Origin of the sequence: Tateyamaria sp., assembly GCF_039945315.1 — a bacterium.
Classification (GTDB): Bacteria; Pseudomonadota; Alphaproteobacteria; order Rhodobacterales; family Rhodobacteraceae; genus Tateyamaria.
The window spans coordinates 75,891-99,321 of sequence record NZ_JBDUXB010000049.1 but is presented as its reverse complement, the minus strand read 5'-3'; the positions used below and the strand labels follow the sequence as shown (position 1 = coordinate 99,321).

At 57.5% G+C, this 23,431-nt stretch carries 25 protein-coding genes; 10 read left to right on the top strand and 15 right to left on the bottom strand.

Features of this window, described 5'->3' with window-relative positions:
* Nucleotides 1-20: 20 nt before the first annotated feature.
* Together ABJD00_RS15475 and ABJD00_RS15470 are read left to right on the top strand one after the other, a co-directional pair.
* Nucleotides 21-662 carry a Type II secretory pathway, pullulanase PulA gene (locus tag ABJD00_RS15475; protein ID WP_413832382.1) on the top strand — a complete coding sequence of 214 codons (642 nt, stop codon included), beginning with the start codon at nt 21-23 and terminating at the stop codon, nt 660-662.
* Between the two features lie 188 nt (nt 663-850).
* Complete coding sequence (locus ABJD00_RS15470; protein ID WP_413849049.1) at nt 851-1,498, top strand: Hint domain-containing protein; 648 nt, start codon at nt 851-853, stop codon at nt 1,496-1,498.
* 213 nt (nt 1,499-1,711) lie between these two features.
* Here the strand turns inward: ABJD00_RS15470 and ABJD00_RS15465 are convergent, their stop codons facing one another.
* The 10 genes from ABJD00_RS15465 to ABJD00_RS15420 form a co-directional block, all read right to left on the bottom strand.
* The gene (locus tag ABJD00_RS15465; RefSeq protein WP_413832378.1) at nt 1,712-3,910 is read right to left on the bottom strand and encodes a 3-hydroxyacyl-CoA dehydrogenase NAD-binding domain-containing protein; all 2,199 of its coding nucleotides are present in this window, start codon (nt 3,908-3,910) and stop codon (nt 1,712-1,714) included.
* On the bottom strand, nt 3,892-4,875 hold the full coding sequence (locus ABJD00_RS15460) for a hypothetical protein (RefSeq protein WP_413832376.1): 984 nt from the start codon (nt 4,873-4,875) through the stop codon (nt 3,892-3,894). Before ABJD00_RS15460 ends, ABJD00_RS15465 begins: the two co-directional genes overlap by 19 nt.
* Nucleotides 4,875-6,086: an acetyl-CoA C-acetyltransferase gene (locus tag ABJD00_RS15455; protein WP_413832374.1), complete on the bottom strand. Its 1,212-nt coding sequence runs from the start codon at nt 6,084-6,086 to the stop codon at nt 4,875-4,877. The genes ABJD00_RS15460 and ABJD00_RS15455 overlap by 1 nt, the downstream gene beginning before the upstream one ends.
* Before the next feature lie 103 nt (nt 6,087-6,189).
* On the bottom strand, nt 6,190-6,822 hold the full coding sequence (locus ABJD00_RS15450) for a glutathione S-transferase family protein (protein ID WP_413832372.1): 633 nt from the start codon (nt 6,820-6,822) through the stop codon (nt 6,190-6,192).
* A 219-nt stretch (nt 6,823-7,041) separates the two neighbouring features.
* The gene (locus ABJD00_RS15445; protein WP_413832370.1) at nt 7,042-8,199 is read right to left on the bottom strand and encodes an acyl-CoA dehydrogenase family protein; all 1,158 of its coding nucleotides are present in this window, start codon (nt 8,197-8,199) and stop codon (nt 7,042-7,044) included.
* A gap of 24 nt (nt 8,200-8,223) precedes the next feature.
* Entirely contained in the window at nt 8,224-8,436 is a 213-nt protein-coding gene (locus ABJD00_RS15440) for a hypothetical protein (protein ID WP_413832368.1), read from the bottom strand.
* 48 nt (nt 8,437-8,484) lie between these two features.
* Nucleotides 8,485-10,266 (bottom strand): acyl-CoA dehydrogenase C-terminal domain-containing protein, encoded by a 1,782-nt coding sequence (locus ABJD00_RS15435; RefSeq protein WP_413832366.1) that lies wholly within the window; start codon nt 10,264-10,266, stop codon nt 8,485-8,487.
* Between the two features lie 27 nt (nt 10,267-10,293).
* Nucleotides 10,294-10,695: a MerR family transcriptional regulator gene (locus tag ABJD00_RS15430; RefSeq protein ID WP_413832364.1), complete on the bottom strand. Its 402-nt coding sequence runs from the start codon at nt 10,693-10,695 to the stop codon at nt 10,294-10,296.
* 190 nt (nt 10,696-10,885) lie between these two features.
* Complete coding sequence (locus tag ABJD00_RS15425; RefSeq protein ID WP_413832362.1) at nt 10,886-11,635, bottom strand: hypothetical protein; 750 nt, start codon at nt 11,633-11,635, stop codon at nt 10,886-10,888.
* 108 nt (nt 11,636-11,743) lie between these two features.
* The gene (locus ABJD00_RS15420; protein ID WP_413832360.1) at nt 11,744-12,118 is read right to left on the bottom strand and encodes a MerR family transcriptional regulator; all 375 of its coding nucleotides are present in this window, start codon (nt 12,116-12,118) and stop codon (nt 11,744-11,746) included.
* A 119-nt stretch (nt 12,119-12,237) separates the two neighbouring features.
* On the opposite strand from ABJD00_RS15420, the gene ABJD00_RS15415 reads away from it, so the two are divergent.
* Genes ABJD00_RS15415 through ABJD00_RS15405 form a run of 3 tightly spaced genes read left to right on the top strand, consistent with a single transcriptional unit; the run spans nt 12,238 to nt 14,488 of the window.
* Nucleotides 12,238-12,660: a PaaI family thioesterase gene (locus ABJD00_RS15415; RefSeq protein WP_413832358.1), complete on the top strand. Its 423-nt coding sequence runs from the start codon at nt 12,238-12,240 to the stop codon at nt 12,658-12,660.
* Entirely contained in the window at nt 12,657-13,157 is a 501-nt protein-coding gene (locus ABJD00_RS15410) for a PaaI family thioesterase (protein ID WP_413832356.1), read from the top strand. The genes ABJD00_RS15415 and ABJD00_RS15410 overlap by 4 nt, the downstream gene beginning before the upstream one ends.
* A 50-nt stretch (nt 13,158-13,207) precedes the next feature.
* Nucleotides 13,208-14,488, top strand: a complete 1,281-nt coding sequence (locus ABJD00_RS15405; RefSeq protein WP_413832354.1) for an MATE family efflux transporter — start codon at nt 13,208-13,210, stop codon at nt 14,486-14,488.
* 51 nt (nt 14,489-14,539) lie between these two features.
* Here ABJD00_RS15405 and ABJD00_RS15400 read toward each other — a convergent pair whose 3' ends face one another.
* The 3 genes from ABJD00_RS15400 to ABJD00_RS15390 are packed head-to-tail and all read right to left on the bottom strand — an operon-like array spanning nt 14,540 to nt 16,148.
* Entirely contained in the window at nt 14,540-15,583 is a 1,044-nt protein-coding gene (locus ABJD00_RS15400) for a quinone-dependent dihydroorotate dehydrogenase (RefSeq protein WP_413832352.1), read from the bottom strand.
* Complete coding sequence (locus ABJD00_RS15395) at nt 15,580-15,804, bottom strand: hypothetical protein (protein WP_413832350.1); 225 nt, start codon at nt 15,802-15,804, stop codon at nt 15,580-15,582. The genes ABJD00_RS15400 and ABJD00_RS15395 overlap by 4 nt, the downstream gene beginning before the upstream one ends.
* On the bottom strand, nt 15,801-16,148 hold the full coding sequence (locus tag ABJD00_RS15390; RefSeq protein ID WP_413832348.1) for a DUF952 domain-containing protein: 348 nt from the start codon (nt 16,146-16,148) through the stop codon (nt 15,801-15,803). Before ABJD00_RS15390 ends, ABJD00_RS15395 begins: the two co-directional genes overlap by 4 nt.
* Before the next feature lie 141 nt (nt 16,149-16,289).
* Between ABJD00_RS15390 and ABJD00_RS15385 the strand changes: the two genes are divergently transcribed.
* Nucleotides 16,290-17,849: a bifunctional metallophosphatase/5'-nucleotidase gene (locus ABJD00_RS15385; protein WP_413832346.1), complete on the top strand. Its 1,560-nt coding sequence runs from the start codon at nt 16,290-16,292 to the stop codon at nt 17,847-17,849.
* A gap of 93 nt (nt 17,850-17,942) precedes the next feature.
* On the opposite strand, the gene ABJD00_RS15380 is transcribed toward ABJD00_RS15385, so the two are convergent.
* Nucleotides 17,943-18,443 (bottom strand): flavodoxin family protein, encoded by a 501-nt coding sequence (locus ABJD00_RS15380; protein WP_413832447.1) that lies wholly within the window; start codon nt 18,441-18,443, stop codon nt 17,943-17,945.
* On the opposite strand from ABJD00_RS15380, the gene ABJD00_RS15375 reads away from it, so the two are divergent.
* The gene (locus tag ABJD00_RS15375) at nt 18,372-18,539 is read left to right on the top strand and encodes a hypothetical protein (protein WP_413832344.1); all 168 of its coding nucleotides are present in this window, start codon (nt 18,372-18,374) and stop codon (nt 18,537-18,539) included. The genes ABJD00_RS15380 and ABJD00_RS15375 overlap by 72 nt on opposite strands.
* A gap of 55 nt (nt 18,540-18,594) precedes the next feature.
* A complete protein-coding gene (locus tag ABJD00_RS15370; RefSeq protein ID WP_413832445.1) occupies nt 18,595-19,272 on the top strand; it encodes an SOS response-associated peptidase in 678 nt (225 codons plus the stop codon).
* Here ABJD00_RS15370 and ABJD00_RS15365 read toward each other — a convergent pair.
* On the bottom strand, nt 19,269-19,616 hold the full coding sequence (locus tag ABJD00_RS15365; RefSeq protein WP_413832342.1) for a hypothetical protein: 348 nt from the start codon (nt 19,614-19,616) through the stop codon (nt 19,269-19,271). The genes ABJD00_RS15370 and ABJD00_RS15365 overlap by 4 nt on opposite strands.
* Before the next feature lie 297 nt (nt 19,617-19,913).
* On the opposite strand from ABJD00_RS15365, the gene ABJD00_RS15360 reads away from it, so the two are divergent.
* Entirely contained in the window at nt 19,914-21,137 is a 1,224-nt protein-coding gene (locus ABJD00_RS15360) for an acyl-CoA dehydrogenase (RefSeq protein WP_413832340.1), read from the top strand.
* A 124-nt stretch (nt 21,138-21,261) separates the two neighbouring features.
* Nucleotides 21,262-23,418, top strand: a complete 2,157-nt coding sequence (locus tag ABJD00_RS15355) for a thiamine pyrophosphate-dependent enzyme (protein ID WP_413832338.1) — start codon at nt 21,262-21,264, stop codon at nt 23,416-23,418.
* The last annotated feature ends 13 nt before the right edge of the window (nt 23,419-23,431 follow it).

Below are 23,431 nucleotides of genomic sequence, written 5' to 3'. Positions count from 1 at the left end.
TGCATCACTAGGGTGCGATCATGATCCTGAGTCCGGGCCGCCGATACGTCTTTATCCATGCTCCCAAAACGGGTGGCACGTCCATGGCTTTGGCCCTCGAAGGGCGGGCGATGAAGGATGACATCATGCTGGGCGATACGCCCAAAGCATCAAAGCGGCGCAATCGGGTCAAGGACATCGAGACGCGCGGGAGGCTTTGGAAACACAGTACACTGGCCGATATCGACGGACTGGTACCAACTTTTGTTGGGCTCTTTGCGTTTACGCTTGTCCGCAACCCTTGGGACCGGATGGTCAGCTATTACCATTGGCTGCGGGAACAGTCCTTTGATCATCCGGCTGTTGCTTTGGCGGCGAGGGCGGAATTTGTGGACTTTGCGTGTGCGCCCGAGACGTGCGCTTCCATGCGGGCGGCCCCGGCGCGATATTACATGACCGATGCGACAGGGCAGGAACGGTGTAACCTCTACATCCGGCTGGAGGCGTTCGAGGCGGACGTGGCACCGCTGTGGGATCATCTGGGATTTGAACTGACCCTGCCTCAATCAAACGCATCAACGCGTGGCCCTGATTATCGAGATTACTACACCCCGGCTGCTCAAAAAGCAGTGGAGGAGGCCTGTGCAGAAGACATTGAGAGATTCAGGTACGCCTTCGAATAATCCCGTCTAAAGAGAATTTTCTTCCAAATTGTCCTAAATATGCAGCTAGTCTTTGGCACTTGACGGGGATTGTACGGCAATGTGGCGACAGTGCCCAAGTTCCGCCTTATTCGTGGCAAGACTTCGCCCCGAGAATCATTCCAACTGACTCCATCAAACGCAACCGGCGTTCCAAAGGCGCCGTCACCATGGGGATGGATGAGATGTTTGGATGGACGAAGAAAAATGCGCCACGCTACATGCCAGAAACTTCTGGCGCGAGTGATGGTGTTGCCTTGAATACCGCCGGGCTGCTGAGTGGATGCTATGTAGCGACTGCCACGGGGTGGCGACCAGTCGAAGCCATTGCGGTAGGCGACATGATAATGACCTTTGACTGTGGGTTATGCCCGGTCCGTGAAGTGCGTCGTGAGACGTTTTGCGTCGCGGGCATGATAACGCCTTCGGTTTACGACTCGGTTTTTGTGCCAGCCCGTGCTCTGGGCAACTCGAAAGATATCGAACTTCTGCCGGATCAGGGAGTGTTGATTGAGAGCGACGCTGCCTGTGACGCGCATGGCGACCCGTTCGCTGTTGTGCTTGCTCGGTCTCTGGTTGGGTATCGCGGCATAAGCCGCACCCCGGCCCGTAGACAGATCGAAGTGATCACACTGGTCTTTGATAAGGCTCAGGTCATTTATGCAAATGGCGGCGCCTTGATTTATTGCCCGCCTGCGGAAATCTGCCTTTCGGATTTCGGCAAACAGCGCGACCTGTACGATGTCATTCCGGTGGATGAGGCAGAGTTTCTGGTCGAGTGCATGATGGTCGAAGATCGCGCTCGAGTAGCCGCCTGACCACAGTTGAATATGTCAACGCGCCGAAGCCAGCGCGCTGATGCCCTCCAAGGAAGAATGCCTCGTGCCTTTGGAACAATTGCTCGTGCCCTCGGGTTGTTCCAGGCATTCGGCAGTGATGGTTTGACCAGTTTGGGCGTTGGAGATAGGCCATCCACACAAGAGAAAGGCCACGCGTATGCGTGGCCTTTCTTTTCAGTGTTCTTGAGTTAGTTAGGCGGCTTGGGCGTCTTTCGGACCAAACCGACCATAAAAGCTCTGACCTTTCTCGGCCATCTCGCGCAACAGGGCCGGGCATTTGAACCGCTCGCCATATTTGGCTTCGAGCTGATCGCAGCGTTCGGCCGCATAAGGCGCACCGATGATATCAAGCCACGAGAGCGGCCCACCTGACCAAGGGGCAAAGCCCCAGCCAAGGATTGCACTAACGTCGCCTTCGCGGATGTCCATCAACACGCCTTCTTCGAGCGCGCGCACAGCTTCCAGCACTTGAGAGAAGAGCAGGCGGTGCTGCACTTCAACCAACTCCGGTTGATCTTCGGCCAGCGGGTATTTGTCGTTCAAACCGCTCCAGAGACCGGTGCGCTTGCCCTTGTCGTCATAGGCGTAAAAACCTGCATTGACTTTGCGCCCAAGACGCCCTTCGCCCTCAAGCCAAAAGATCAGATCGTCAGCACCCGATTTTGGATATGCATCGCCCATGGCTGCCATAGTGGCACGGGCAATCTTGGCCCCGAGGTCGATGGCTGTCTCGTCGGTGAGTTGCAGTGGCCCGAGCGGCATGCCCACGAGCTTCGCCGCGTTTTCGATCAGCGCAGGTTCGATCCCTTCGGTGACCATTCGCGCCCCTTCGTTGACGTATGGGATGATGCAGCGGTTGGCGTAGAAGAACCGCGCGTCGTTCACAACAATCGGCGTTTTGCGGATCTGGCGGACATAGTCGAGCGCCTTGGCGACAGCCCGGTCGCCTGTTTCGTTGCCTTTGATGATCTCGACCAACAGCATCTTTTCAACGGGAGAGAAGAAGTGGATGCCAATGAACTGGTCCTGATTTTTGGACGCCTTGGCAAGTTCAGAGATAGGCAGGGTAGAGGTGTTTGAGGCAAAAATGCAGTCTTCAGGAATGATCGCCTCTACCTTTTGGGTGATTTCCGCTTTGATCTTTGGATCTTCAAATACCGCTTCGATGATCAGATCGCAGCCCTTGAGCGCTTGCAGATCTGGCGTCGGGGTGATGCGTGCGAGCAGCGCGCCGGCCTTTTCTTGCGTGGTCTTGCCCCGCTTCAATCCACCCTCGGTGTATTTCTGTGCGTAGGCTTTGCCTTTGTCTGCGGCCTCCTGATCGCGGTCGATCAAGACAACCTCGATCCCGGCTTGCGCGGATACCAGCGCAATGCCAGCTCCCATCAGGCCCGCACCCAGTACGCCCAGCTTTTTCACCCGCTGATCAGGTACACCCGCAGGCCGCACAGCGCCTTTTTCTAAGGCTTCCTTATTTAGGAAAAGCGAGCGGATCATGGCACCCGAAGACGGGTTGAGCAGAATGTTGGTGAACCAGCGCGCCTCAACCTTGAGGGCTGTATCAAAGGGCACAAGTGAGCCTTCGTAGACCGCCGAAAGAAGTGCTTTGGCGGCTGGATAAACGCCTTGCGTCTTGCCGTTGACCATAGCCGCAGCGCCCACAAAAGTCATGAAGCCCGCAGGATGGTAAGGCGCACCGCCGGGCATTTTGTACCCCTTTGCATCCCATGGTTTGAGAAGGTCAGCGTCCGTCGCGCTGAGCACCCATGCGCGTGCCGCGGCGATCGGGTCATCGACCACTTCATCCACCAGAGTGCCCTTGGCCTTGTCGGGGCTCAGCATCTTGCCTTCCAGCAGGAAGGGGGAGGCGCCCATCGCGCCCAGTTTGCGCACCAGTCGGGTTGTGCCACCCGCGCCGGGGAAGATGCCGACCATGATCTCTGGCAGGCCAACCTTGGCTTTGGGATTGTTGGCAAGGAAAATGCGGTGCGTGGCCAGTGGCAGTTCCAGCCCAATGCCGGCAGCTGTGCCGGGTAGGGCTGCGGCGATCGGCTTGCCGCCTTTGTTAGTTTTGGGGTCCATGCCCGCCCGCTCAATCTTGCGCAGCAGGCCGTGCATTTTCATGGTGCCATCAAAGAGGCCCTTTGCGGGATCGTCGCCCGCGGCCTCCTTCATTTTGGCCAACAGGTTCAAATCCATACCGCCGGCAAATGTATCCTTGCCGGACGTGATCACGACACCTTTGACGGCCTCATCGGCCAGTACGTCGTCGATCATGTCGTTGAGCAGTTCGAGACCTTCGAACGACATAACGTTCATGGATTTTTCGGGCACATCCCACGAGATTGTGGCGATGCCTTCCGCGTCCTTGACTAGAGTGAAGTCGGCCATGATTTGGTCCTTTCCTGAATTTCACGGTGCGTCGGCAAAGCATCTGTCGGCTTTGGAGCGCCATATGGGTACGTTTCGTTGGCGATAGAGTTGGTGACGTGTTTCAGTTTCCAACCCATGCCTATGTGTTTGAGGATCATGCGGGATTTGATCGCAGGTATGGCCTCTTGGCCGTCCTTGGAAAATACACTGTTGTGGTAGCCGCACATGATATTGGGGCCCAGAAACTGGGCTGTTTCAGCCATGCGCTCGAACGTGTCGGCCTTGTCCCCGCTGATCATATCGACCGTCAGATCAAAAAATGGACGGACATCCTCTGGGGTGACCATCAGAGTGTCCAATGCGTTGCCATGACACGTATACGGCAAGTCGCACAGCGCCATGTAGGCGTCAAAATCCTGATCCCGGGTGGCATCAGTCAAACGATCCAGAAACTGTTGATAAACCGGCAGCGGGTTTTTCACGTTGCGTCTTTGATCGTTCAACTCCTTTGGTTTGCGCACGGAGCCTTCCGCAGCGAAATGCATGAGGTTTATCGGCCAACCGCGCGATTCAAATTCGCTGGCCACTTCAACCGCGCGCCACACTCCGTCGAAGTTCTGCAACACGATCCTGTTGAGGTAACTTGGCACCATCTGGGTAGCGTTTCGCAACGCGTGCGTAACATAGTACCCTTCGATCATATGATCGTTGATAAACTCCGCATCCGTGGAAAGCCGGATCAGTTGGTTCACACCAAGATTGCGCAATGAGTTGGCAAAGGCATCGACCTCGATATGCAAGTCGGTGTCTTTTTCAACGATCAAGTCGATGTCGAACGTAACACGCCGGTATGGCATGCTTAATGTCGCCCGCATCGCGGAGACATCGCCGTCGAGCAGGGCGCGAGACTGGATGTCCAACACGTCCTGCATCAACAACATCGCCTCGGCGTGTTGGACCTGGTTTCCCGATCCTTCGCCCATTAAACGCGCTCGATTATCGTAGCAGCTCCCATGCCGGAAGCTATGCACAAGGTCGCAAGACCCACTTCTTTGTCTGCACGCTCAAGTTCGTCCAGAAGAGTGCCGATGATCATCGCGCCTGTCGCACCGAGCGGGTGACCCATCGCGATCGAACCGCCGTTTACGTTGACTTTGTCATGGTCCACGTCAAAGGCCTGCATGAACCGCAAAACGACGCTGGCAAAGGCTTCGTTCACCTCGAACAGATCGATGTCGGAGATGTCCATGCCATTGTCCTTGAGGATCTTTTCGGTCACGGGCACCGGGCCAGTAAGCATGATGGTTGGGTCAGTTCCGATCTTGGCCGTGGCCCGGATACGGGCGCGGGGTTTGAGGCCCCATTTCTCGCCAAATTCCTTGTTGCCGATCAGTATGGCCGCCGCTCCATCAACGATGCCAGACGAGTTGCCCGCATGGTGGATGTGATTGATCCGCTCAAGGTGCGGGTACTTCATCAACGCGACTTTATCAAAGCCGGGCATGACTTCGCCCATCGCTTGAAATGCCGGGTTCAAGCTGCCCAGCGACTGCATGTCGGTTTGGGGACGCATGTATTCGTCGTGATCCAAGATGGTCAGGCCATTGACGTCCTTGATTTCGATCACTGACTTGGCAAAGCGGTTGTCAGCCCATGCGGCCTTGGCGCGCTGCTGGCTGGCGACGGCCAATTGGTCGGCGTCGTCGCGGGTAAAGCCGTATTCGGTGGCAATAATGTCCGCACTGATGCCCTGAGGGACAAAATACGTGTCCATCGCGATGCTGGGATCAGCGGCAATGGCTGCCCCGTCCGAGCCCATAGCAACACGGCCCATCATCTCGACGCCGCCCGCGATATATGCGTCGCCCGCTCCGCCGCGCACTTGGTTAGCGGCGAGATTAACGGCTTCCATGCCGCTGGCACAAAAGCGGTTGATCGCAAGGCCCGGGATCTTTTCGTCGAGGTCCGATGCAAGCACGGCAGAACGTGCAAGGCATCCGCCCTGTTCCATGACTTGGGTGACGTTGCCCCAGATCACGTCTTCGACCGCGTGCCCGTCAAATCCGTTACGTTCTTTGATCGCGTTCAGTGTCTGTGCGGACAAGCGCAGCGAGGTCACTTCGTGCAGGCTGCCATCTTTGCGCCCCTTCCCACGCGGGGTGCGGATCGCGTCGTAGATATAGGCTTCGGTCATGATGTTCGTCCTTTCGGAATGGGCGTCGTATTCATATCATAGGTGGAGTAGACCGGTTGGTCTAATCAAGAGTGACGTTACGGCGATTTACGTAAACGTTAAGTCAGGCGCGATCCGAAGGGGACCCGGGCATGAGGTCGTAAGGTGCTTTCCAGCCTTCAAGCCCCTGCAGGTTGGTCAACCAGCGATCAATATTGGGCCAATCGGCACGCGAAAACCCGAACGGTTCTGGGTAAAACAGATATCCACAGCAACTCAAATCGGCATTTGTGACGCCATCACCCACAATCCAGTCACGGTTCGCAAGATGTGTATCAAGTACGGTGTAGGCCCCTTTTAACCGCCCCTGATTGAAGGCGATGACCTCTTGGGGCCGTTTATCTTCGGGCAAGAAATTCATCAGGAACCGAGTGACGCCGCACATGGATGACAGCTTGTGATTGTCCCACAAAACCCAACGCAAGACTTCGTATTTGGCTTCGCCCTCTCCTCCGAACTTGCCAGTTTTATCTGTGATGTATTGCTGGATCACGCCGGACTGGCTGATCTTTTTGTCTCCGTCAATTAACAGAGGGGCTTCGCCCATTGGGTTCAGCGCGCGGTAGGCATCGCTGCGCGCAGCGCCGCCGAAAAAGTCGACGTAAACCGGTTCCCACTCAAGACCGGACAGTTCCAGGGCAAGAGCAGCCTTGTAGGAATTTCCACTTTCGCCGAAGCAGTGCAGTTGGAGCGTCATGTTGTAGACCCTTTTTGTCGGTGTGATTGAATTGGCAGGGCCGGGGGGTTCACACCCCGAAACCTCCATGGAGTTTGTTGCGCGGGTTTAAGCCTCGCCTTAGATTCTTTGCAGATATGGAAGACGTGTTAGAATTTTGGGCTGCCGGTCCCGTCATCTGGCCAGAAAGGCATCTGACGAAAGCTCTCTTGCTCAGGGATCTTGCTGTAGCGGAAGGCGTCAAAACGCCCTCGCGATAAGCTCTTTCATGATTTCGTTGGTGCCGCCGTAAATGCGTTGGACCCGCGCGTCTGTCCACATCCCGCCGATGTCATAGTCTTGGGTGAACCCATAGCCACCGTGCAGTTGCAGACACTCGTCCAAGACCCAAGCTTGCGTGTCAGTTGTCCAGTATTTGCACATCGCGGCCTTGTCGACGCTCAGCTCTCCGCGCAGGTGCTCGGCCATGCATTCATCAAAAAAGGCCCGACTGACCATCGTTTTGGTTTTTGCCTCGGCCAGTTTGAATCGGGTGTTCTGGAACTGCATGATCGGCCCGCCAAAGGCTTCGCGTTCTTTGCAATACGCTATCGTACGCTCAACCGCGCCCTCCATCGCACCGACAGCAGAACAGGCGATGATCAGCCGCTCTTGGGGCAATTGCTGCATCATCTGATAGAATCCCTGACCCTCGGTGCCGCCAAGAATGTTTTCAGGTGGGATTTCGACGTTGTCGAAGAACAGTTCGGACGTGTCAGAAGCATGCATCCCAATCTTGTCAAGGTTGCGACCTCGTTCAAAACCTGCGGCACCGTCTGTTTTGACGACGACAAGAGAAACGCCTTTTGATCCCAAAGCTGGATCAGTCTTGGCCGCAACGACAATCAAATTGGCATGCTGGCCGTTGGTGATGAAGGTCTTGGACCCTGTTAGCTTGTAGGCGTTGCCCTCGCGGATGGCGCGGGTCTTGATTGCCTGCACGTCTGATCCGGTCGAGGGTTCGGTCATCGCAAGCGCGCCGACCATCTCGCCAGTTACCATCTTGGGCAGCCAGCGGGATTTCTGATCGTCGGTGCCATAGGCGAGGATGTAATGGGCAACGATGCCGGAATGGATGCCATGCCCCCAGGCCGCCAGATTGCAGCGCGCCGCTTCGATCAGGATCGCCGCTTCGTGGCCAAAGTCACCGCCTGCGCCGCCGTACTCTTCGGGAATTGACGGGCAAAGGAGTCCCAATTCACCAGCCTGTCCCCAGGTGCTGCGATCCATCTCGCCCTGTTTGCGCCAGCGTTCGAATTCGGATGCCCACTCATTGGTGATGAACTGCGCAGTCATATCCGCGATCATCTGATGCTCGTCGGTTATCCAGCCTGCGGGACTTTGTTCCAGATCCTTCATTTTCTCCTCCCCAAAAGAAAAAGGTCAGCGTTTGCGGGCCTCAAGTTCTGCGTTGAACAAGCGCAGCCGTGCCGTCAGGTTTTCTTCGTTCATCACACTGTCGAAGTTTTCGAACAGAAAAGACAGTGCCTCGCCCTCATCTAATCCCGCCTCGGCCGCGAACCGCTTTAGTCGGCGATAACCGTCTTCGGTCATGGCAACAGGAAAACGGCGGGTGAGGCGAAAGCGTTTGGGCATGAGGACAACTCTGAAAAGGGTAGGGCGGGGGTGTGCCCCGCCCCGACCTTAGAAGTTTGCAGCCTCAAGCGCCATAACTGTATCGCTTCCGGATTGAATGCGCGTCAGGTGCAGCGCCGTGGCAGGCAATTGGCGCGCCATATAGTAGCGCCCGGTGGCCAGCTTCGTCTCGAAGAACTCAGGATCAGATGTCCCGTCCGCAAGTGCGGCGCGCGCTGCTTTACCCATCCGTGCCCACATCAGGCCAAGGCAAACGTGACCGAACATGTGCATGAAGTCATAAGACCCCGACAGCGCGTTGTTGGGGTTCTTCATCCCTTGCTGCATGAAGTACATGCCCGCTGCTTGCAGATCTTTTGATGCGGCCTTCAACGGTTCAAGGAACTCCTTGTCATAGGCCTCGTCTTGACCTGCGTTGTCCTTGATAAAGGATTTCACCAGATCAAAGAACGCCATCACATGCTTGCCACCGTCCTGGGCCAGCTTGCGTCCGACAAGGTCCAATGCCTGAACGCCGTTGGCTCCTTCGTAGATCATCGCGATCCGGGCATCGCGGGTGTATTGCGACATGCCCCATTCTTCGATGTAGCCGTGTCCGCCATAGACCTGCTGGGCCTTGATGGTGTTGTCATAGCCCCCATCCGTCAGGAACCCTTTGATGACCGGGGTCAGCAGCGACACAATGCCGTCCGCATCCTTGTCATCAGACCGGTGGGCCGCGTCGATCATTGTCGCACCCCAAAGGATGAATGCACGGGCGCCTTCGGCAAATGACTTCTGATCCATCAGCGAGCGACGGATATCGGGGTGTACGATCAGCGGATCGGCAGGGCCTTCTGGGTTTTTCACGCCTGTGACGTCACGACCTTGCAAGCGGTCTTTGGCGTAGTCCAGTGCGTTCTGGTAGGCGACTTCGGCCTGAGACAGCCCTTGCATACCCACACCCAGACGTGCCTCGTTCATCATGGTGAACATGGCGCGCATGCCTTTGTGCTCTTCACCGATCAAGTAACCGATGGCGCCATCATAGTTCATCACACAGGTCGAGTTGCCGTGAATGCCCATTTTTTCTTCGATGTTGCCGACGGCCACGCCGTTGCGGGCACCTAATGATCCGTCTTCGTTCACAAGAAACTTGGGCACAATGAATAGAGACACGCCTTTGATGCCTTCAGGCCCGCCAACGATCTTGCCCAACACAAGGTGGATGATGTTGTCGGCCATGTCGTGCTCACCGGCAGAGATAAAGATTTTCTGGCCCGTGATCTTGTAGCTGCCGTCATCCAGCGGTTCGGCCTTGGTGCGCATCAGGCCTAGGTCGGTGCCGCAATGTGGCTCGGTCAGGTTCATCGTGCCGGTCCATTCGCAGGACACCATCTTGGGCAGATAGGTATCTTTCTGCTCTTGCGTGCCATGCGCCAGGATTGCCGAGGCCGCGCCGTGCGTCAGGCCTTGATACATCGTGAAAGCCATATTGGCTGAACTGAACATTTCCCCAACGGCGGAGCCGATGACGACGGGCATATTCTGCCCCCCGAACTGTTCGGGCATATCGAGGCCGGGCCATCCACCTTCCTTGACCTGCTCGAACGCGTCCTTGAACCCTGTGGGCGTGTAGACGATACCGTTTTCAAGGCGGCAGCCTTCGGTGTCGCCGACCACGTTCAGGGGGGCCAGCACCCCAGCGGTCAGCTTGCCTGCCTCTTCGAGGATGGCAGAGGTAAAGTCTGCCTCTAACTCATCATAGCCGGGGATCGTGCTGCCTGTGATGTTTAGCACATCGTGCAGGATGAATTGCATGTCTTTGGTGGGTGGGGTGTAGCTTGGCATGGTGTTCTCCCAGTCGTAGCGCGCCGCTTATTCAGCGGCGTTTTTGGCGGTGTTCATAGAGGCGAGCATTTTCTCACCCCATTTCAGTTGGTCTTGCAGATCGCCGATGGCTTCGTTCAATTCGTCGCGCTGGGCGACCATGTCTGCAAGGCGATCGCTGGCAATTTCGTAGGTGCGTGCCAGTTGGGTCTGTTGCTGGTCGCCCATGTCATACAGGTCGAGAAGTTGTCTGATCTCTTCGAGGCTGAAGCCAAAACGCTTCCCACGAAGGATCAGTTTGAGCCGGGCCCGGTCGCGCTTGGTGAACAGGCGCTTTTGCCCTTCGCGCACTGGGGACAGCAGTTCCTTGGCTTCGTAGAAGCGCAATGTCCGCGGTGTGACGTTAAATGCGTCGCACATTTCACGGATGGTCATCATTTTCTCGTTCATCTTTGGAACACTCGCGTATCTTGTTTCGACAAGTACATGGGAGAGCTAGTAGAGCGATGCAACCATGCCATTACGTTTACGTAAGTCTACGTTACGTCATTTTGGAGTTGACGTGGCTGTCTGCTGCGTCAAGCGGGCAAGTCGCGCTAAATTTTGGGAATCAGTTCGCAGTTTTGGACGCAGAAAGACGTTAGGCGCTAGGCTGGTCTGACGCGCGAGCGCTGTTACCAGCGCTGATCCACAGCTGGTCCAGTTCATCAAGACGTTCGGTTGAGTAGTTTGGAGCCGAATCCCAATATCTGCCCGATTCCACGAAGTATCCGAGGGTATCTTCGTAGCCATGCGCACGGTTAAACGCAGAAGGATTGGCGCGCATCCGAGGCAAAGTGATCTGGCCGATGTCTTTCAGATCCATAGGCGGAAAGACAAGACGGCTTTCGCCACCTGGTGCTCGCATGCATGCGCAGCCCTGTTCTGATGCATGCAGCATCAGGCGTGCTGACTTGGCTTCAAGATTGCGTAAAGTGATGTCTTCACGCAGAGGATCTGCCGACCCTTTGCCATAAAAATGTGGATTTCCGGTTGTAGAATAAACCATGTCACAGCCAACAAAAACCATAGCTGAGGGGCGCAAGGCACTGAGAACCCAATACCCTGCCGTAAAGGCCATGGTCGCGCCCGCATAGATGATCCCGCCGTATGTGTTGTTGGCGGGAACGTATTCGTCCGCACCTATGCGCTTTTGCCCGTCAGTCAGATCAGTTGGCGCGCGGTCTGCCGGAAAGTCTTCCGGTGAGATGTGATAGTCCCAATCGTCGCGCACGCTCCAAGCATTGTTGATCGCAACGATCGAAGAAAACAGCGATTTGGGCAGATCCCGGGCCGCCAGCACACCCGGAGCGCTGCCGAGGATCAGTACTGGTTTCGTCGATTGTGTCATTGCAGCGTTTACCTTGGCCTGTGCCTCCAACGGTTTAGGACGCGTGAGGCGGAGGTCAAACGAAGTACATCTAAAAAGGGACCCAAGTCCAAAAAGTGAGCAGTGCGCCTATTTGTCGGCCAATTCGCTTGCGACGCTGTCACGCAAGTCCTTCAACTCGGCCGTGGCGTCGGCGAGCTGTTTGCGCTGTTCTTCCAGTTCGGCCAGCTGTCCATCAGCCAATTCGACCCAAGCCCGCATTTGGGCTTCATTGCCTTCATTTTCGTAGATCAGTAACCACTGGCGGATATCTTCCAGCTGAAACCCGAACTTTCGGCCCCTCAGGATCAGTTTCATACGCGCCTTCTCGCGCGCGCCGTAAAAGCGTGAACGCCCTTCGCGGTCAGGCTTGAGCAGCTCAATGTATTCGTAATAGCGCAACGTACGCGGCGTTACATCGAACTGCGCGCACATTTCTTTAAAGCTCAAGCGCTCATCTGACATGGCTTGCCTCTCCCCTAAAGCGAATCCTAAGGCGGGATTTCCCCGAGGGCAACAGGTGCCTTGCCCTGATCGAGGGGCACGCCCATAACGTGATGACTGTCCAGAAAGAAACGAGCGATATGTCCGACCGACTGAAGAATGTGCGCCAGTTCATCGAAGCCATCCCGCATTCCCGCGATCTGGGTATGGCTCTTGTCAAAGTGACGGACGGCGAGGCGGTGATCTCGATGCCGTATGACAAGCGCCTGATCGGTGATCCCGAAACCGGTGTCATCAGCGGAGGAGCCGTTTCGGCGCTAATGGATACGTGTTGCGGAGCGGCCGTGATGGCGCATCCGTCCAATACCGGTGGCACTGCTACGCTGGATCTGCGCATCGACTACATGCGCGCGGCCACTCCGGGACAGGCGATAACGACCCATGCAACTTGTTACCATGTGACCCGTTCCGTCGCCTTTGTTCGTGCTACGGCGGTAGATGAAGATGCCGACAACCCGGTGGCGACCGCGACCGGGGCATTTACGGTGGAGGGCGCGCGATGAAACGACCCGAGCCCGTTCAGGCCGTCAAACAACGACGCGATGCCGCCCTGCGTGCACTGGTGGATGGGGTGCCATACATCCAGTATCTCGGCGTCCGGATTGATCGTCGTGGTGACGAATTGACGGCAATCCTGCCTTTTGCTGACAAACTTATCGGAAACCCCATGTTGCCTGCCCTTCATGGCGGAGTGACGGCTGCCTTTCTTGAGGTGACGGCAGTGATCACGCTAAGCTGGTCATATCTTTGGGACGATATCGAAAGTGGTGCGCTCGATTTTGAAGTCGCTGATTCGCCATCCTTGCCGCGTCTCCCGAAGACAGTTGATTTTTCGGTGGATTACCTCCGCTCCGGCTTGCCCCGCGATGCCTATGCACGTGCACGGATCAACCGGTCCGGGCGGCGCTATGCCAGCGTCCATGTGGAGGGGTGGCAAGACAATCGCGACCGGCTTTTTGCGCAAGGCACGGGCCACTTCGTAATGCCCCAACGACGGTGAGCACGGCTGCGAGCCCAACTGCGCCTGCAGCGCCCCTCACGCATCGCAGGGTGCTGAAAATTGCGCTGCCCATCGTTTTGTCCAATGCAACGGTACCGATCCTCGGAGCCGTGGACGTTGGCGTGGTGGGACAGATGGGAGAGGCCGCGCCCATCGGGGCCGTCGCCATGGGCGCAATCATCCTGACCACAGTGTATTGGATCTTCGGCTTTTTGCGCATGGGCACCGTTGGTCTGGTCGGGCAGGCGGCCGGGGCGGGGGATGACGATGAGGTGTCTGCATGGCTGACACGCGCGCTGCTGGTCGCGGGGCTTGGTGGTCTGAGTCTGATCGTGTTGCAAATCCCGCTGTTCTGGGCAGCGTTCCAACTGTCACCGGCCAGTGCCGAGGTCGAAAGCCTTGCCCGTGGTTACCTGACCATTCGCATTTGGACGGCTCCTGCGGCGATTGCGGTTTACGCCCTTACCGGTTGGCTGATCGCGATGGAGCGCACAGGCGCTGTATTCTGGATTCAGCTGGGCATGAACGGGGTTAACATCGCGTTGAACTTTGTCTTTGTGCTCGGCTTTGGTTGGGGGGTTGAGGGCGTGGCCATCGCCACAGTCATCGCCGAAGTGCTGGGCGCGGCTCTGGGGCTTTGGTTTTGCCGCTCGGCCTTTGTGCGTCCTGCATGGCGGGACCGGACGCGGGTGCTTGAGAGGGCGAAGCTGGTTCGGATGGCGTTGCTAAACACAGATATCTTGCTGCGCTCAGCCATGTTGATGGTCATCTTTTCCAGCTTTGTTTTTATCGGCGCACGGTTTGGCGATGTGACGCTTGCGGCCAACGAGGTGCTGATCCAGTTCATGTATATCACCGCACACGCTATGGATGGGTTTGCTTTTGCGGCTGAGACGCTGATCGCGCGGGCCTACGGGCGCGGAGACGGGCGCCGTGTCCGCCGTGCTGCGCTTATAACGGGGATGTGGGGATTGACGGTCTGCGTGATCACGGCCGCGGCGTTCCTGTTGGCTGGTCCGTGGCTGATTGATTTGATGGCCAAGGACGCGGACGTCCAACAGGAGGCGCGCGCCTATTTGTGGTGGATGGTGGCAGCACCCTTGCTGGGCTGTGCGGCGTGGATGCTGGACGGCATTTTCATCGGGGCCGCGCGGGGGCGGGACATGCGCAACATGATGGCGCTGTCCTTTTTGATCTACTGGGGGGCCATTTTCGTGTTGTTGCCGGTGATGGGCAATCACGGCCTTTGGGCAGCTCTGCTGATCTCCTTTGTGGCACGTGGGGTGACGCTGGGTGCGCGCTATCCCGCGCTGGAACGGGCCGCGGGTTGAGAGCTGGGGTGCTGCCCAAGCCTTGAGTTTAATCTGCGAGATGAAGGTGGGTCAGAGCCAATTCTGGACTTTGGTTCCGACAGCATCCGTGACCGACGCATGCCCATCCTGTTCCAACAACCCGTCGAGACACCGTGCGATTTCTGCCGCAAGGCTTAGCCCGCCATAGACAAGGCCGGTGTAAAGTTGCACCGCCGATGCACCAGCGCAGATTTTGGCATAGGCGTCTTCGGCAGACGAGATGCCGCCTACACCGATCAGCGGGATGTCTGTCAACTTGTGCAACTTGGCCAATACTCTCGTGGATTTTTCAAACAGGGGCGCGCCGGACAGCCCGCCTTTTTCCTGTGCATGCGCGCTGCGCAAACCAGAACGGTCAAGCGTGGTGTTGGTCGCAATGATCGCGCTGATCCGGGCGTCTTGCGCCACTTTGGCAATATCGGCCAGATCCTGATCCGTCAGGTCTGGTGCGATTTTGAGAAAGACTGGCACGTTGCCGCGCACCTGCATCACACCATCAAGCAGAGCGGCAAGTGCCATGGGGCCCTGCAGATCGCGCAAGCGCTCGGTGTTGGGGCTTGAAACGTTCACAGTGGCAAAGTCGATATGCGGTGCGCAATGGGCCAGCACCTTTGCAAAGTCCTCAGCCCGGTTCGCACTGTCCTTGTTGGCCCCAAGGTTAAGCCCGACAGGCACCCCTTTAGGTCGTTTGGAAAGGCGCTGCGCAATCGCCTCCATCCCGTCGTTGTTAAACCCGAAACGATTGATCGCCGCTCCGTCCTCGGGCAGTCGGAAGAGGCGTGGGCGCGGATTGCCGGGTTGCGCGACTGGAGTAGCGGCCCCCACCTCAATCCAGCCAAATCCGGCGCGTGACAAAGGCGCGATGGCCGTGGCGTTCTTGTCAAAGCCTGCGGCAAGGCCGACGGGGTTGGGCAGGGTAAGCCCGGCAATTTCGGTGCACAGCCGGTCGCTGGTTACGGGGCCGGGCAAATGCGCCAGTGGCGTGTGAACAGCGCGCAAGGCCAATCCGTGTGCGGTTTCCGGGTCAATGCGACGCAAGGCTGCCATGCCGAGGTTTTCAATTGTGCGTTTCATCCAAAACTGGTCCCGATTGTGCCCGTTTTAGTGCCCATCAGGCGGGACGTGGCCACACCGGCTTGTCCGTGCACCACGGCGCTTTGATAGTCAGGGTCTGAAATCATGGCGAGGTCACGAAACCGGACAAGATTCAACAATTCGATCTGTTGGTCTCTGTCCAGTCCTTTGAACGCATCGAATTGTGCGCGTGTAGGATCGACAAAGGCCGCCTCGCTCATGTGTCAAACCCGGCCCCGACGGGGAACTGATGCGCTCCGTCGACGATCGGCAAAGGCTGCGCCCAATGTACGTCTGCCAGTCTCATCTCGCGATAGAGGTGCGGGAACAACGCACCACCGCGCGAAGGCTCCCATTTCAGATCATCGCCCAGTGCATCGGTCTCAACTGCGATCAGAAACAGATCATCTATGCCCGCAAAATGCTTTGCCGCAGTCTCGCCGGCCTGTTCAGCCGTCGAGAAGTGGATATAGCCGTCCGTGACGTCTATCGGTGCCCCCGTCGTGGTTGTGTCCCGACGCAAAGCTGCCCATTCGGGGGCGCGGAAAATTTTGTAAATCAGCATGCGCCCCTGATGCCCGCCGCTTATCAAACAATCAAGTGGGCGTTGTCACGTGTGCGTTGCGTCAATCATGCAGGATGTCCTTTGACTCGGGACGCGGATTGTTGTCACGTAACGCTCATAATCAACATGGGAGAAACCGACATGACCCGACTTTTGATGGGCACAGCGGCATTGGCATTGAGCGCTGGCGTCGCTTCGGCCGAGTATACACTGCACATTCTGCATACCAACGACATGCACAGCCGGATCGAATCGATCAACAAATATGATTCCACCTGCAACGCTGACGGCGAAGCCGAGGGTAAGTGCTTTGGCGGCATTGCGCGCGTCAAGACGGCCATTGATGCCAAGAAGGCGTCGCTCGACAACCAAAACGTTGTGGTTCTGGACGCAGGCGACCCATTTCAGGGCTCTCTGTTTTACACCACCTATAAAGGGGCCGCAGAAGCCGAATTCATGGAACAGATGGGCTATGACGTCATGGCCGTGGGCAACCACGAATTTGACGATGGTCCTGCCGGTTTGGGCAGCTTTGTAGACACGGTCAGCTTTCCTGTGATTTCAGGCAATCTGGATGTATCTGGCGAAGCCACTTTGGCGGGCAAAGTTGAGAACCACGTTGTTCTTGAGGTTGGCGGCAAGAAAATTGGTGTGATTTCGGCCTTGGCCGTAGACACCGTTGAAACGTCCAGCCCCGGCGAAAACGTGATCTTTCAGGACGAGATCGAGGCGCTGAGCGCGGATGCCGCCGCCCTTGAAGCCGAAGGCGTCGATATCATCATCGCCCTTAACCACGTCGGCCTGAACAAGGATCTGGACATCGCCGCAGCCGTTCCCGCCATCGACGTTGTGATCGGAGGGCACAGCCACACGTTGATGTCCAATGACGATGACGGCACGCCTGCCTATCCCACGATGGTCGACGGCACACCCGTGGCACAGGCCTATGCCTACACCAAGTATCTGGGCCATATGACCGTCACTTTTGATGATGATGGCAACGTGACTGCGGCTTCAGGTGATCCGATGGTGCTGGATGCCTCGGTCACTCCGAACGACGCCTTCCTTGCCCGGATCACCGAAATGGGTGCGCCGATCGAAGAGATGAAGACACGTGTCGTTGCCGAAGCGGCTGACGTCATCGAAGGCGGCCGTGACACCTGCCGCGCGATGGAGTGCGCCATGGGTTCGCTTATCGCTGATGCGATGCTTGACCGGGTAGCGGATCAGGGGATCGAGATCGCGATCCAGAACGGCGGGGGCATTCGTGCGTCCATCGATGCAGGGCCTGTTACCATGGGTGAAGTCCTGACTGTTCTGCCGTTCCAGAACACACTGTCCACGTTCCAGGTGACCGGAGCGACTATAGTTGCTGCTCTGGAAAATGGTGTAGGCCAAATCGAAGATGGCGCAGGCCGTTTCCCACAAGTGGCAGGCATGAGCTATGCCTTTGATGCGGCAGCCGAACCAGGTGCGCGCATCAGTGATGTGATGGTTGGCGGTTCGCTGATTGATACTGACAAGCTCTACGGCGTCGTGTCCAACAACTATGTGCGCAACGGCGGTGATGGCTACGGCATGTTCAAAGAGGCGCTCAATGCCTACGACTTTGGACCGGATCTTGCTGATGTCACGGCTGAATTCCTAGCCGCGAAAGGTCCGTTCACGCCCTATACGGATGGACGTATCACTGCCAAGTAAGCGGCAGTGCGCACCATCAGGTGCGCCTAACGAGACTGATTGCGAACCCCCGATGGCCAGTGCCGTTGGGGGTTTTGCTTTGCTTGCCCGGGCTTAGCTGTCTGATCCTCGCAAGCGCTGGGCAATACCGGCCACCCTCGCGCCAAACTGAGCGGCGGTTTCAAGATCGCCCTCACGCACAGCGCCACGCCGGCTGCGCGCACTGGTCGCCATCAACCCAAGCCAGCCGCCATCTGCGTTCACGCCTTCCCGCTCAGGAAAGACAGGAGCGCCAATATCAACGGGGCCAACCCAGATCATGCCCATTTGCGCGGCAAAGATCGAAAATCGCTGCAAGGTCGCCAACTTGTCCCCGGACGGAAACGTAGCGACGGTAAATCCACCGGCGAGTTTGTCCTTCCAGCCCAGGTCCATCCATCGTTCGCCCGCCTCTTCAAGAAAAACGCCGTAGCGTGCGGCGGTCGAACCCATATATGTCGGAGCGCCAAGCAATATCGCGTCCGCACTATCCAAGAGGGCCCAATGATCCGCCGTCATATGCTCGATATCGATGACCTCTGCCCGGGTCTGATCGCCTCTTGCACCGCTTGCGATGGCTTGGGCTACCTGCGCGGTGTGACCGGCGCCGGAATAATAGGGCAGGACGATGAGGCGTTGTGTGCGATCCCTTGCGCCACCTTGCCCGGCTGATCATTGGCCTGCAAGCGGGTTGCCTGTGCGGCCGCGTCGTTCCATTCTTGTGCCTATGTGCGGACGCTTTTCCATCACCCTGCCCACGGACGCCATGGCGCAGCTGTTTGAGGCTACGCCCGCAAACGACCTGCCGAATGTGCCGAACTACAATGTCTGCCCGACCAACGCTGTGCATGTTGTGACCACATATGAAGGGCAGCGCCGACTGGGTGCCATGCGGTGGGGGTTCATTCCGCACTGGTACAAGAAACCAAATGACGGGCCGTTGCTGATCAACGCACGGGCAGAAACGATTGCAGAGAAGCCGGCCTTTCGTGCAGCTTGCCGAGAACGGCGGGCCATAATTGTTGCCTCAGGCTTTTATGAATGGACCCGGGATGGGGATGTTCGGCTGCCGTGGTATATCAGCCGAACAGACGGCGCGCCTTTGGCTTTCGCAGCGATCTGGCAGACGTGGTCGACCAAGGATGACACTGACGAAATGCGCACGGCCGCGATCGTGACTACAGGAGCGAACAAAGCCATGTCCGCGATACACCACCGCATGCCTGTAATTCTCGAGCCGGACGACATCCCGCTTTGGCTGGGCGAAAAGGGAAAAGGGGCCGCGACGTTGATGCGTGCGGCCCCGGAAGAAACTTTGAGTTGGTATCGTGTCGACACCACGGTCAATTCCAACCGGGCCGCCGGGCCTGCGCTGATTGAACCGCTAAGCGATACGCCGACTTAGTTCAGTGGCGCTGTGTCAAAGCTGATCTCGCCTTGGACAAGCATTGTGCCGTCTTCAGCAGTGGCATCTTTGTTGAAAAAGGCTTTCTCGACCACGTTGCTGACTTCCAAGACCGCTTCGCCCTGATCCGGAATGGGTCCGATTTCCCAAGCCGCACCTTCGGCAATGATATTGTGTTCACCTCCGGACATGTTGATGAAGCGAACCGAGTCGCCGTTGTCCAGATAAGTCACCTGCGGGAAATAAGCGTCGGGCAGTATGAGAACAGTGTGTTCGTCCGCCGCCGCAGCGGTGGCGATGGACATTGCGGCAACTGTGGCCGCGAGGGTAAACGCGCGCTTCATGGCAGCACTCCTTTTACATTTCGGCCCCACCCGAATGTCAGAATCATAGGGCTGTTTTATCGGCTGCTATTGCGGCGAAAATGGGGCAACGGCGCGTCGAGGATCTGGCACTTTTGCCCAATCGAGATCGTATCCCACCGAGTTCGCCAAATGGAGAACCGTGCGTATTGTCGAAAAAATAAGCTTGTACGCATTGCCATTGGACACCGGTTCGCGGCACAACACATAGGTGCTGAAGAGGTCGTGCCCAAGTATGGCATAGCCCGCGCGCCACGATATCCGCAAAGGAGAGTTCAGATGAATGCAGAAGCCAAAATACTCAAAGCCAAGGACGCCCCTGATCTGGGCAGCTTTGACTGGGCAGATCCGTTCCGCCTGTCTGAACAGCTCAGCGAAGATGAGCGGATGATCCAAGCCTCGGCTGCAGCCTATGCGCAGGAAAAACTGGCACCGCGGGTCGTTCAGGCCTTTGCCGAAGAGACATCGGACCCGGACATTTTCCGCGAGATGGGTGAAATGGGGCTACTGGGAGTAACGCTGCCTGAGGAATACGGAGGGCTAGGCGGATCTTATGTGTCCTACGGCCTCGTTGCGCGCGAGGTCGAGCGGATCGATTCCGGGTATCGTTCGATGATGTCGGTACAATCGAGCCTCGTGATGTATCCCATCTATGCCTACGGGTCCGAAGCGCAGCGCACCAAGTACCTGCCCAAGCTGGCGAGCGGAGAATGGATTGGCTGCTTTGGGCTGACCGAACCGGACGCGGGCTCCGATCCGGCGGGCATGAAGACAAATGCCAAAAAGACAGACGGTGGCTATGTGTTGAACGGCGCGAAGATGTGGATATCGAATTCACCCATTGCGGATGTATTTGTGATCTGGGCGAGGTCCGACGCACACGGTGGAAAAATCCGGGGTTTCGTTCTCGAAAAAGGGGCAAAAGGTCTGTCCGCACCAAAGATCGAACAAAAACTGTCTTTGCGCGCCTCCATCACCGGCGAGATTGTGTTGGAAGATGTTGAAGTCGGTGAGGACGCACTGTTGCCGAATGTTCAAGGTCTCAAAGGGCCTTTTGGCTGTCTGAACCGTGCCCGCTACGGGATCAGCTGGGGGGCGATGGGGGCAGCCGAGTTTTGCTGGCACGCCGCGCGCCAATACGGATTGGACCGCAAGCAATTCGGCAAGCCTTTGGCTCAGACCCAACTGTTCCAGAAAAAGCTGGCGGACATGCAGACGGAGATTGCGCTTGGCTTGCAGGCTTCGCTGCAGGTGGGTCGTTTGATGGACGCAGCCGAGGCTGCGCCAGAAATGATTTCCATCGTCAAACGCAACAATTGCGGCAAGGCGCTCGACATTGCGCGCAACGCCCGTGATATGCACGGCGGAAACGGGATTTCGGGTGAGTTTCAGGTCATGCGCCACATGATGAACCTTGAAACCGTCAACACCTATGAAGGCACCCATGACGTGCACGCCTTGATTTTGGGTCGTGCACAAACTGGGCTGCAGGCCTTTTTCTGACCCATTGCCGGGGGCGGTCTGTCCCCGGAGGAGTGATTGGGAACAGAAAAGGTTGGGGTTTTGTTCTTTTCTGTTCTGAAAAACCCGCCAGAGGAACGAAATCAAACATCCTGACAGAGGCCGCATGGACCGCGTTTCGATCGTTCACGATAACTTCCTGAGACAGGTGGCAGCGCGTGACCTGCCCGAGGTCACGCCGCACGGGCTGGACGCCGAGACCGCGCATCGTCTGTTCGAACACCAATGCCTGACCCGTGCGCTGGATATTGTGAGCCGTGAAATGCAGAAAGCGGGTCAGGGGTTTTACACCATCGGCTCGTCCGGGCACGAGGGCATGGCGGCGGTTGCCCATGCGCTGCGCGTGGATGACATCGCGTTTCTGCATTACCGGGATGGCGCGTTTCAGGTGGCCCGAGCAGCCAAGGCCGGGCAGGACGCCTGTCGCGATATGCTGCTCAGCTATGCCTGCGCCGCAAGTGATCCCACCAGCGGCGGGCGTCACAAGGTGCTGGGAAGCCGCGATCTTTTCATTCCGCCGCAGACCTCGACAATTGCCAGTCACCTGCCCAAGGCCGTTGGTGCGGCCTATGGCATCGCGTTAGCCCGCCGTAATCGTCCCGAACTGGCGATCCTTCCAGACGATACGATCGCCGTCGCGAGTTTTGGGGATGCCTCGCTCAACCACTCAACGGCGCAAGGCGCGATCAACGCGGCAGGCTGGACCAGTGTACAGGGCGCTCCCTTGCCCTTGTTGTTCATCTGCGAAGACAACGGAATTGGGATTTCGACCAAGACCCCGACAGGCTGGGTCGAGAGCAGCCTCGCGCACCGTCCGGGGCTGACGTATTTCAGCGGTGATGGTTGCAATATGTGGGATGCCTATGCGGCTGCATCCGAGGCCGCAGACTATGTGCGTCGTACACGAAAACCCGCCGTCCTGCATCTGCGCACCGTGCGCTTGTATGGACATGCCGGTGCCGATGTGGCGACAAGCTATTTGCCGCGCGCAGAAGTCGAGGCGGATGAGGCTAACGATCCACTGTTGCACACAGCGGCTGGGCTGGTCGCTCAAGGGATGGAGCCCGATGCTGTCCTTGCTATTTACACGGGCGCCCTTGCCCGCACCCGAGATGAGGCCTCGCAGATTGCCGATTCCCCACCCCTAAAAGGGGCAGAGGCGGTGATGTCCGCCATCGTGCCTCCTGCGCGGGCCGCTTCTTTGACAAATGGTCCGGACGCCTCGGCCCGTACTGCTGCCTTTGGGACGGACTTTGCCCAGATGGACCGCCCACAACCAATGTCGAAACTGATCAATTGGGCGCTGACCGACTTAATGCTCGCCCATCCTGAAACGGTGATCATGGGCGAAGATGTTGGGCGCAAGGGAGGGGTCTATGGCGTCACGCAAAAGCTGTCTGCGCGGTTTGGAACGTCCCGTGTGATCGACACACTCTTGGACGAACAGTCCATTCTCGGGCTTGCGATCGGGATGGCCCATAACGGGTTTGTCCCGATGCCTGAAATCCAGTTTCTTGCGTACCTGCACAACGCCGAGGACCAGATACGCGGCGAAGCGGCGACCCTGCCGTTCTTTTCCAACGGGCAATGGGCCAATCCGATGGTGCTGCGTATCGCCGGTCTTGGTTATCAAAAAGGGTTCGGCGGTCATTTCCACAACGACAATGCGCTTGCTGTGCTGCGCGACATTCCGGGGCTGATCCTTGCCTGTCCATCGGACGGGGCAGAGGCCGTCCAAATGCTGCGCGAGTGCCACCGCCTTGCGCGCGAAGAAAACCGTCTGTGCGTCTTTGTGGAACCCATTGCGCTTTACCCGATGCGGGATGTGCAGTCCGGAGATGGCGCGTGGATGCGCACTTATCCCGATCTGGATCAACGTATTGAGGTTGGTGAGGTCGGTGTGCAGGGCCAAGGCGATCTGGCCATTGTGACCTTTGCAAATGGCCGATACCTCGCCGAAAAGGTAGATATTCCTGGTGCGCGGCTGATTGATCTCCGTTGGCTGGCACCGCTGCCCATCGACAGTCTTCTGGACGCTGTGCAGGGCAGTAAACATATCCTTGTCGTCGATGAAACGCGCCGTTCTGGCGGAGTCTCGGAAGGCGTCATGACCGCGCTTTTCGAGGCCGGTCATCGAAACATTGCGCGCTACACCGCCGAAGACAGCTTTATTCCTACGGGGCGTGCTTATGGCGACACGCTGCCTTCCGTTGAGGGGATTCGCGCGGCAGTTGCCGGTTTGCAGGCGACGAATACAGCCTGAAAAGACATTTTCG

What these genes read in the sequence shown, in the direction of transcription:
- ABJD00_RS15355 (WP_413832338.1), top strand. Translation starts at nt 21,262, where the DNA reads ATGGACCGCGTTTCGATCGTTCACGATAACTTCCTGAGACAGGTGGCA.
- ABJD00_RS15435 (WP_413832366.1), bottom strand. Translation starts at nt 10,266, where the DNA reads ATGCCAAGCTACACCCCACCCACCAAAGACATGCAATTCATCCTGCAC.
- ABJD00_RS15445 (WP_413832370.1), bottom strand. Translation starts at nt 8,199, where the DNA reads ATGAAGGATCTGGAACAAAGTCCCGCAGGCTGGATAACCGACGAGCAT.
- ABJD00_RS15460 (WP_413832376.1), bottom strand. Translation starts at nt 4,875, where the DNA reads ATGGGCGAAGGATCGGGAAACCAGGTCCAACACGCCGAGGCGATGTTG.
- ABJD00_RS15395 (WP_413832350.1), bottom strand. Translation starts at nt 15,804, where the DNA reads ATGAGCGAGGCGGCCTTTGTCGATCCTACACGCGCACAATTCGATGCG.
- ABJD00_RS15400 (WP_413832352.1), bottom strand. Translation starts at nt 15,583, where the DNA reads ATGAAACGCACAATTGAAAACCTCGGCATGGCAGCCTTGCGTCGCATT.
- ABJD00_RS15440 (WP_413832368.1), bottom strand. Translation starts at nt 8,436, where the DNA reads ATGCCCAAACGCTTTCGCCTCACCCGCCGTTTTCCTGTTGCCATGACC.
- ABJD00_RS15470 (WP_413849049.1), top strand. Translation starts at nt 851, where the DNA reads ATGGGGATGGATGAGATGTTTGGATGGACGAAGAAAAATGCGCCACGC.
- ABJD00_RS15415 (WP_413832358.1), top strand. Translation starts at nt 12,238, where the DNA reads ATGTCCGACCGACTGAAGAATGTGCGCCAGTTCATCGAAGCCATCCCG.
- ABJD00_RS15360 (WP_413832340.1), top strand. Translation starts at nt 19,914, where the DNA reads ATGAATGCAGAAGCCAAAATACTCAAAGCCAAGGACGCCCCTGATCTG.
- ABJD00_RS15455 (WP_413832374.1), bottom strand. Translation starts at nt 6,086, where the DNA reads ATGACCGAAGCCTATATCTACGACGCGATCCGCACCCCGCGTGGGAAG.
- ABJD00_RS15365 (WP_413832342.1), bottom strand. Translation starts at nt 19,616, where the DNA reads ATGAAGCGCGCGTTTACCCTCGCGGCCACAGTTGCCGCAATGTCCATC.
- ABJD00_RS15390 (WP_413832348.1), bottom strand. Translation starts at nt 16,148, where the DNA reads ATGCTGATTTACAAAATTTTCCGCGCCCCCGAATGGGCAGCTTTGCGT.
- ABJD00_RS15420 (WP_413832360.1), bottom strand. Translation starts at nt 12,118, where the DNA reads ATGTCAGATGAGCGCTTGAGCTTTAAAGAAATGTGCGCGCAGTTCGAT.
- ABJD00_RS15370 (WP_413832445.1), top strand. Translation starts at nt 18,595, where the DNA reads ATGTGCGGACGCTTTTCCATCACCCTGCCCACGGACGCCATGGCGCAG.
- ABJD00_RS15375 (WP_413832344.1), top strand. Translation starts at nt 18,372, where the DNA reads ATGATCCGCCGTCATATGCTCGATATCGATGACCTCTGCCCGGGTCTG.
- ABJD00_RS15425 (WP_413832362.1), bottom strand. Translation starts at nt 11,635, where the DNA reads ATGACACAATCGACGAAACCAGTACTGATCCTCGGCAGCGCTCCGGGT.
- ABJD00_RS15450 (WP_413832372.1), bottom strand. Translation starts at nt 6,822, where the DNA reads ATGACGCTCCAACTGCACTGCTTCGGCGAAAGTGGAAATTCCTACAAG.
- ABJD00_RS15410 (WP_413832356.1), top strand. Translation starts at nt 12,657, where the DNA reads ATGAAACGACCCGAGCCCGTTCAGGCCGTCAAACAACGACGCGATGCC.
- ABJD00_RS15465 (WP_413832378.1), bottom strand. Translation starts at nt 3,910, where the DNA reads ATGGCCGACTTCACTCTAGTCAAGGACGCGGAAGGCATCGCCACAATC.
- ABJD00_RS15475 (WP_413832382.1), top strand. Translation starts at nt 21, where the DNA reads ATGATCCTGAGTCCGGGCCGCCGATACGTCTTTATCCATGCTCCCAAA.
- ABJD00_RS15385 (WP_413832346.1), top strand. Translation starts at nt 16,290, where the DNA reads ATGACCCGACTTTTGATGGGCACAGCGGCATTGGCATTGAGCGCTGGC.
- ABJD00_RS15430 (WP_413832364.1), bottom strand. Translation starts at nt 10,695, where the DNA reads ATGAACGAGAAAATGATGACCATCCGTGAAATGTGCGACGCATTTAAC.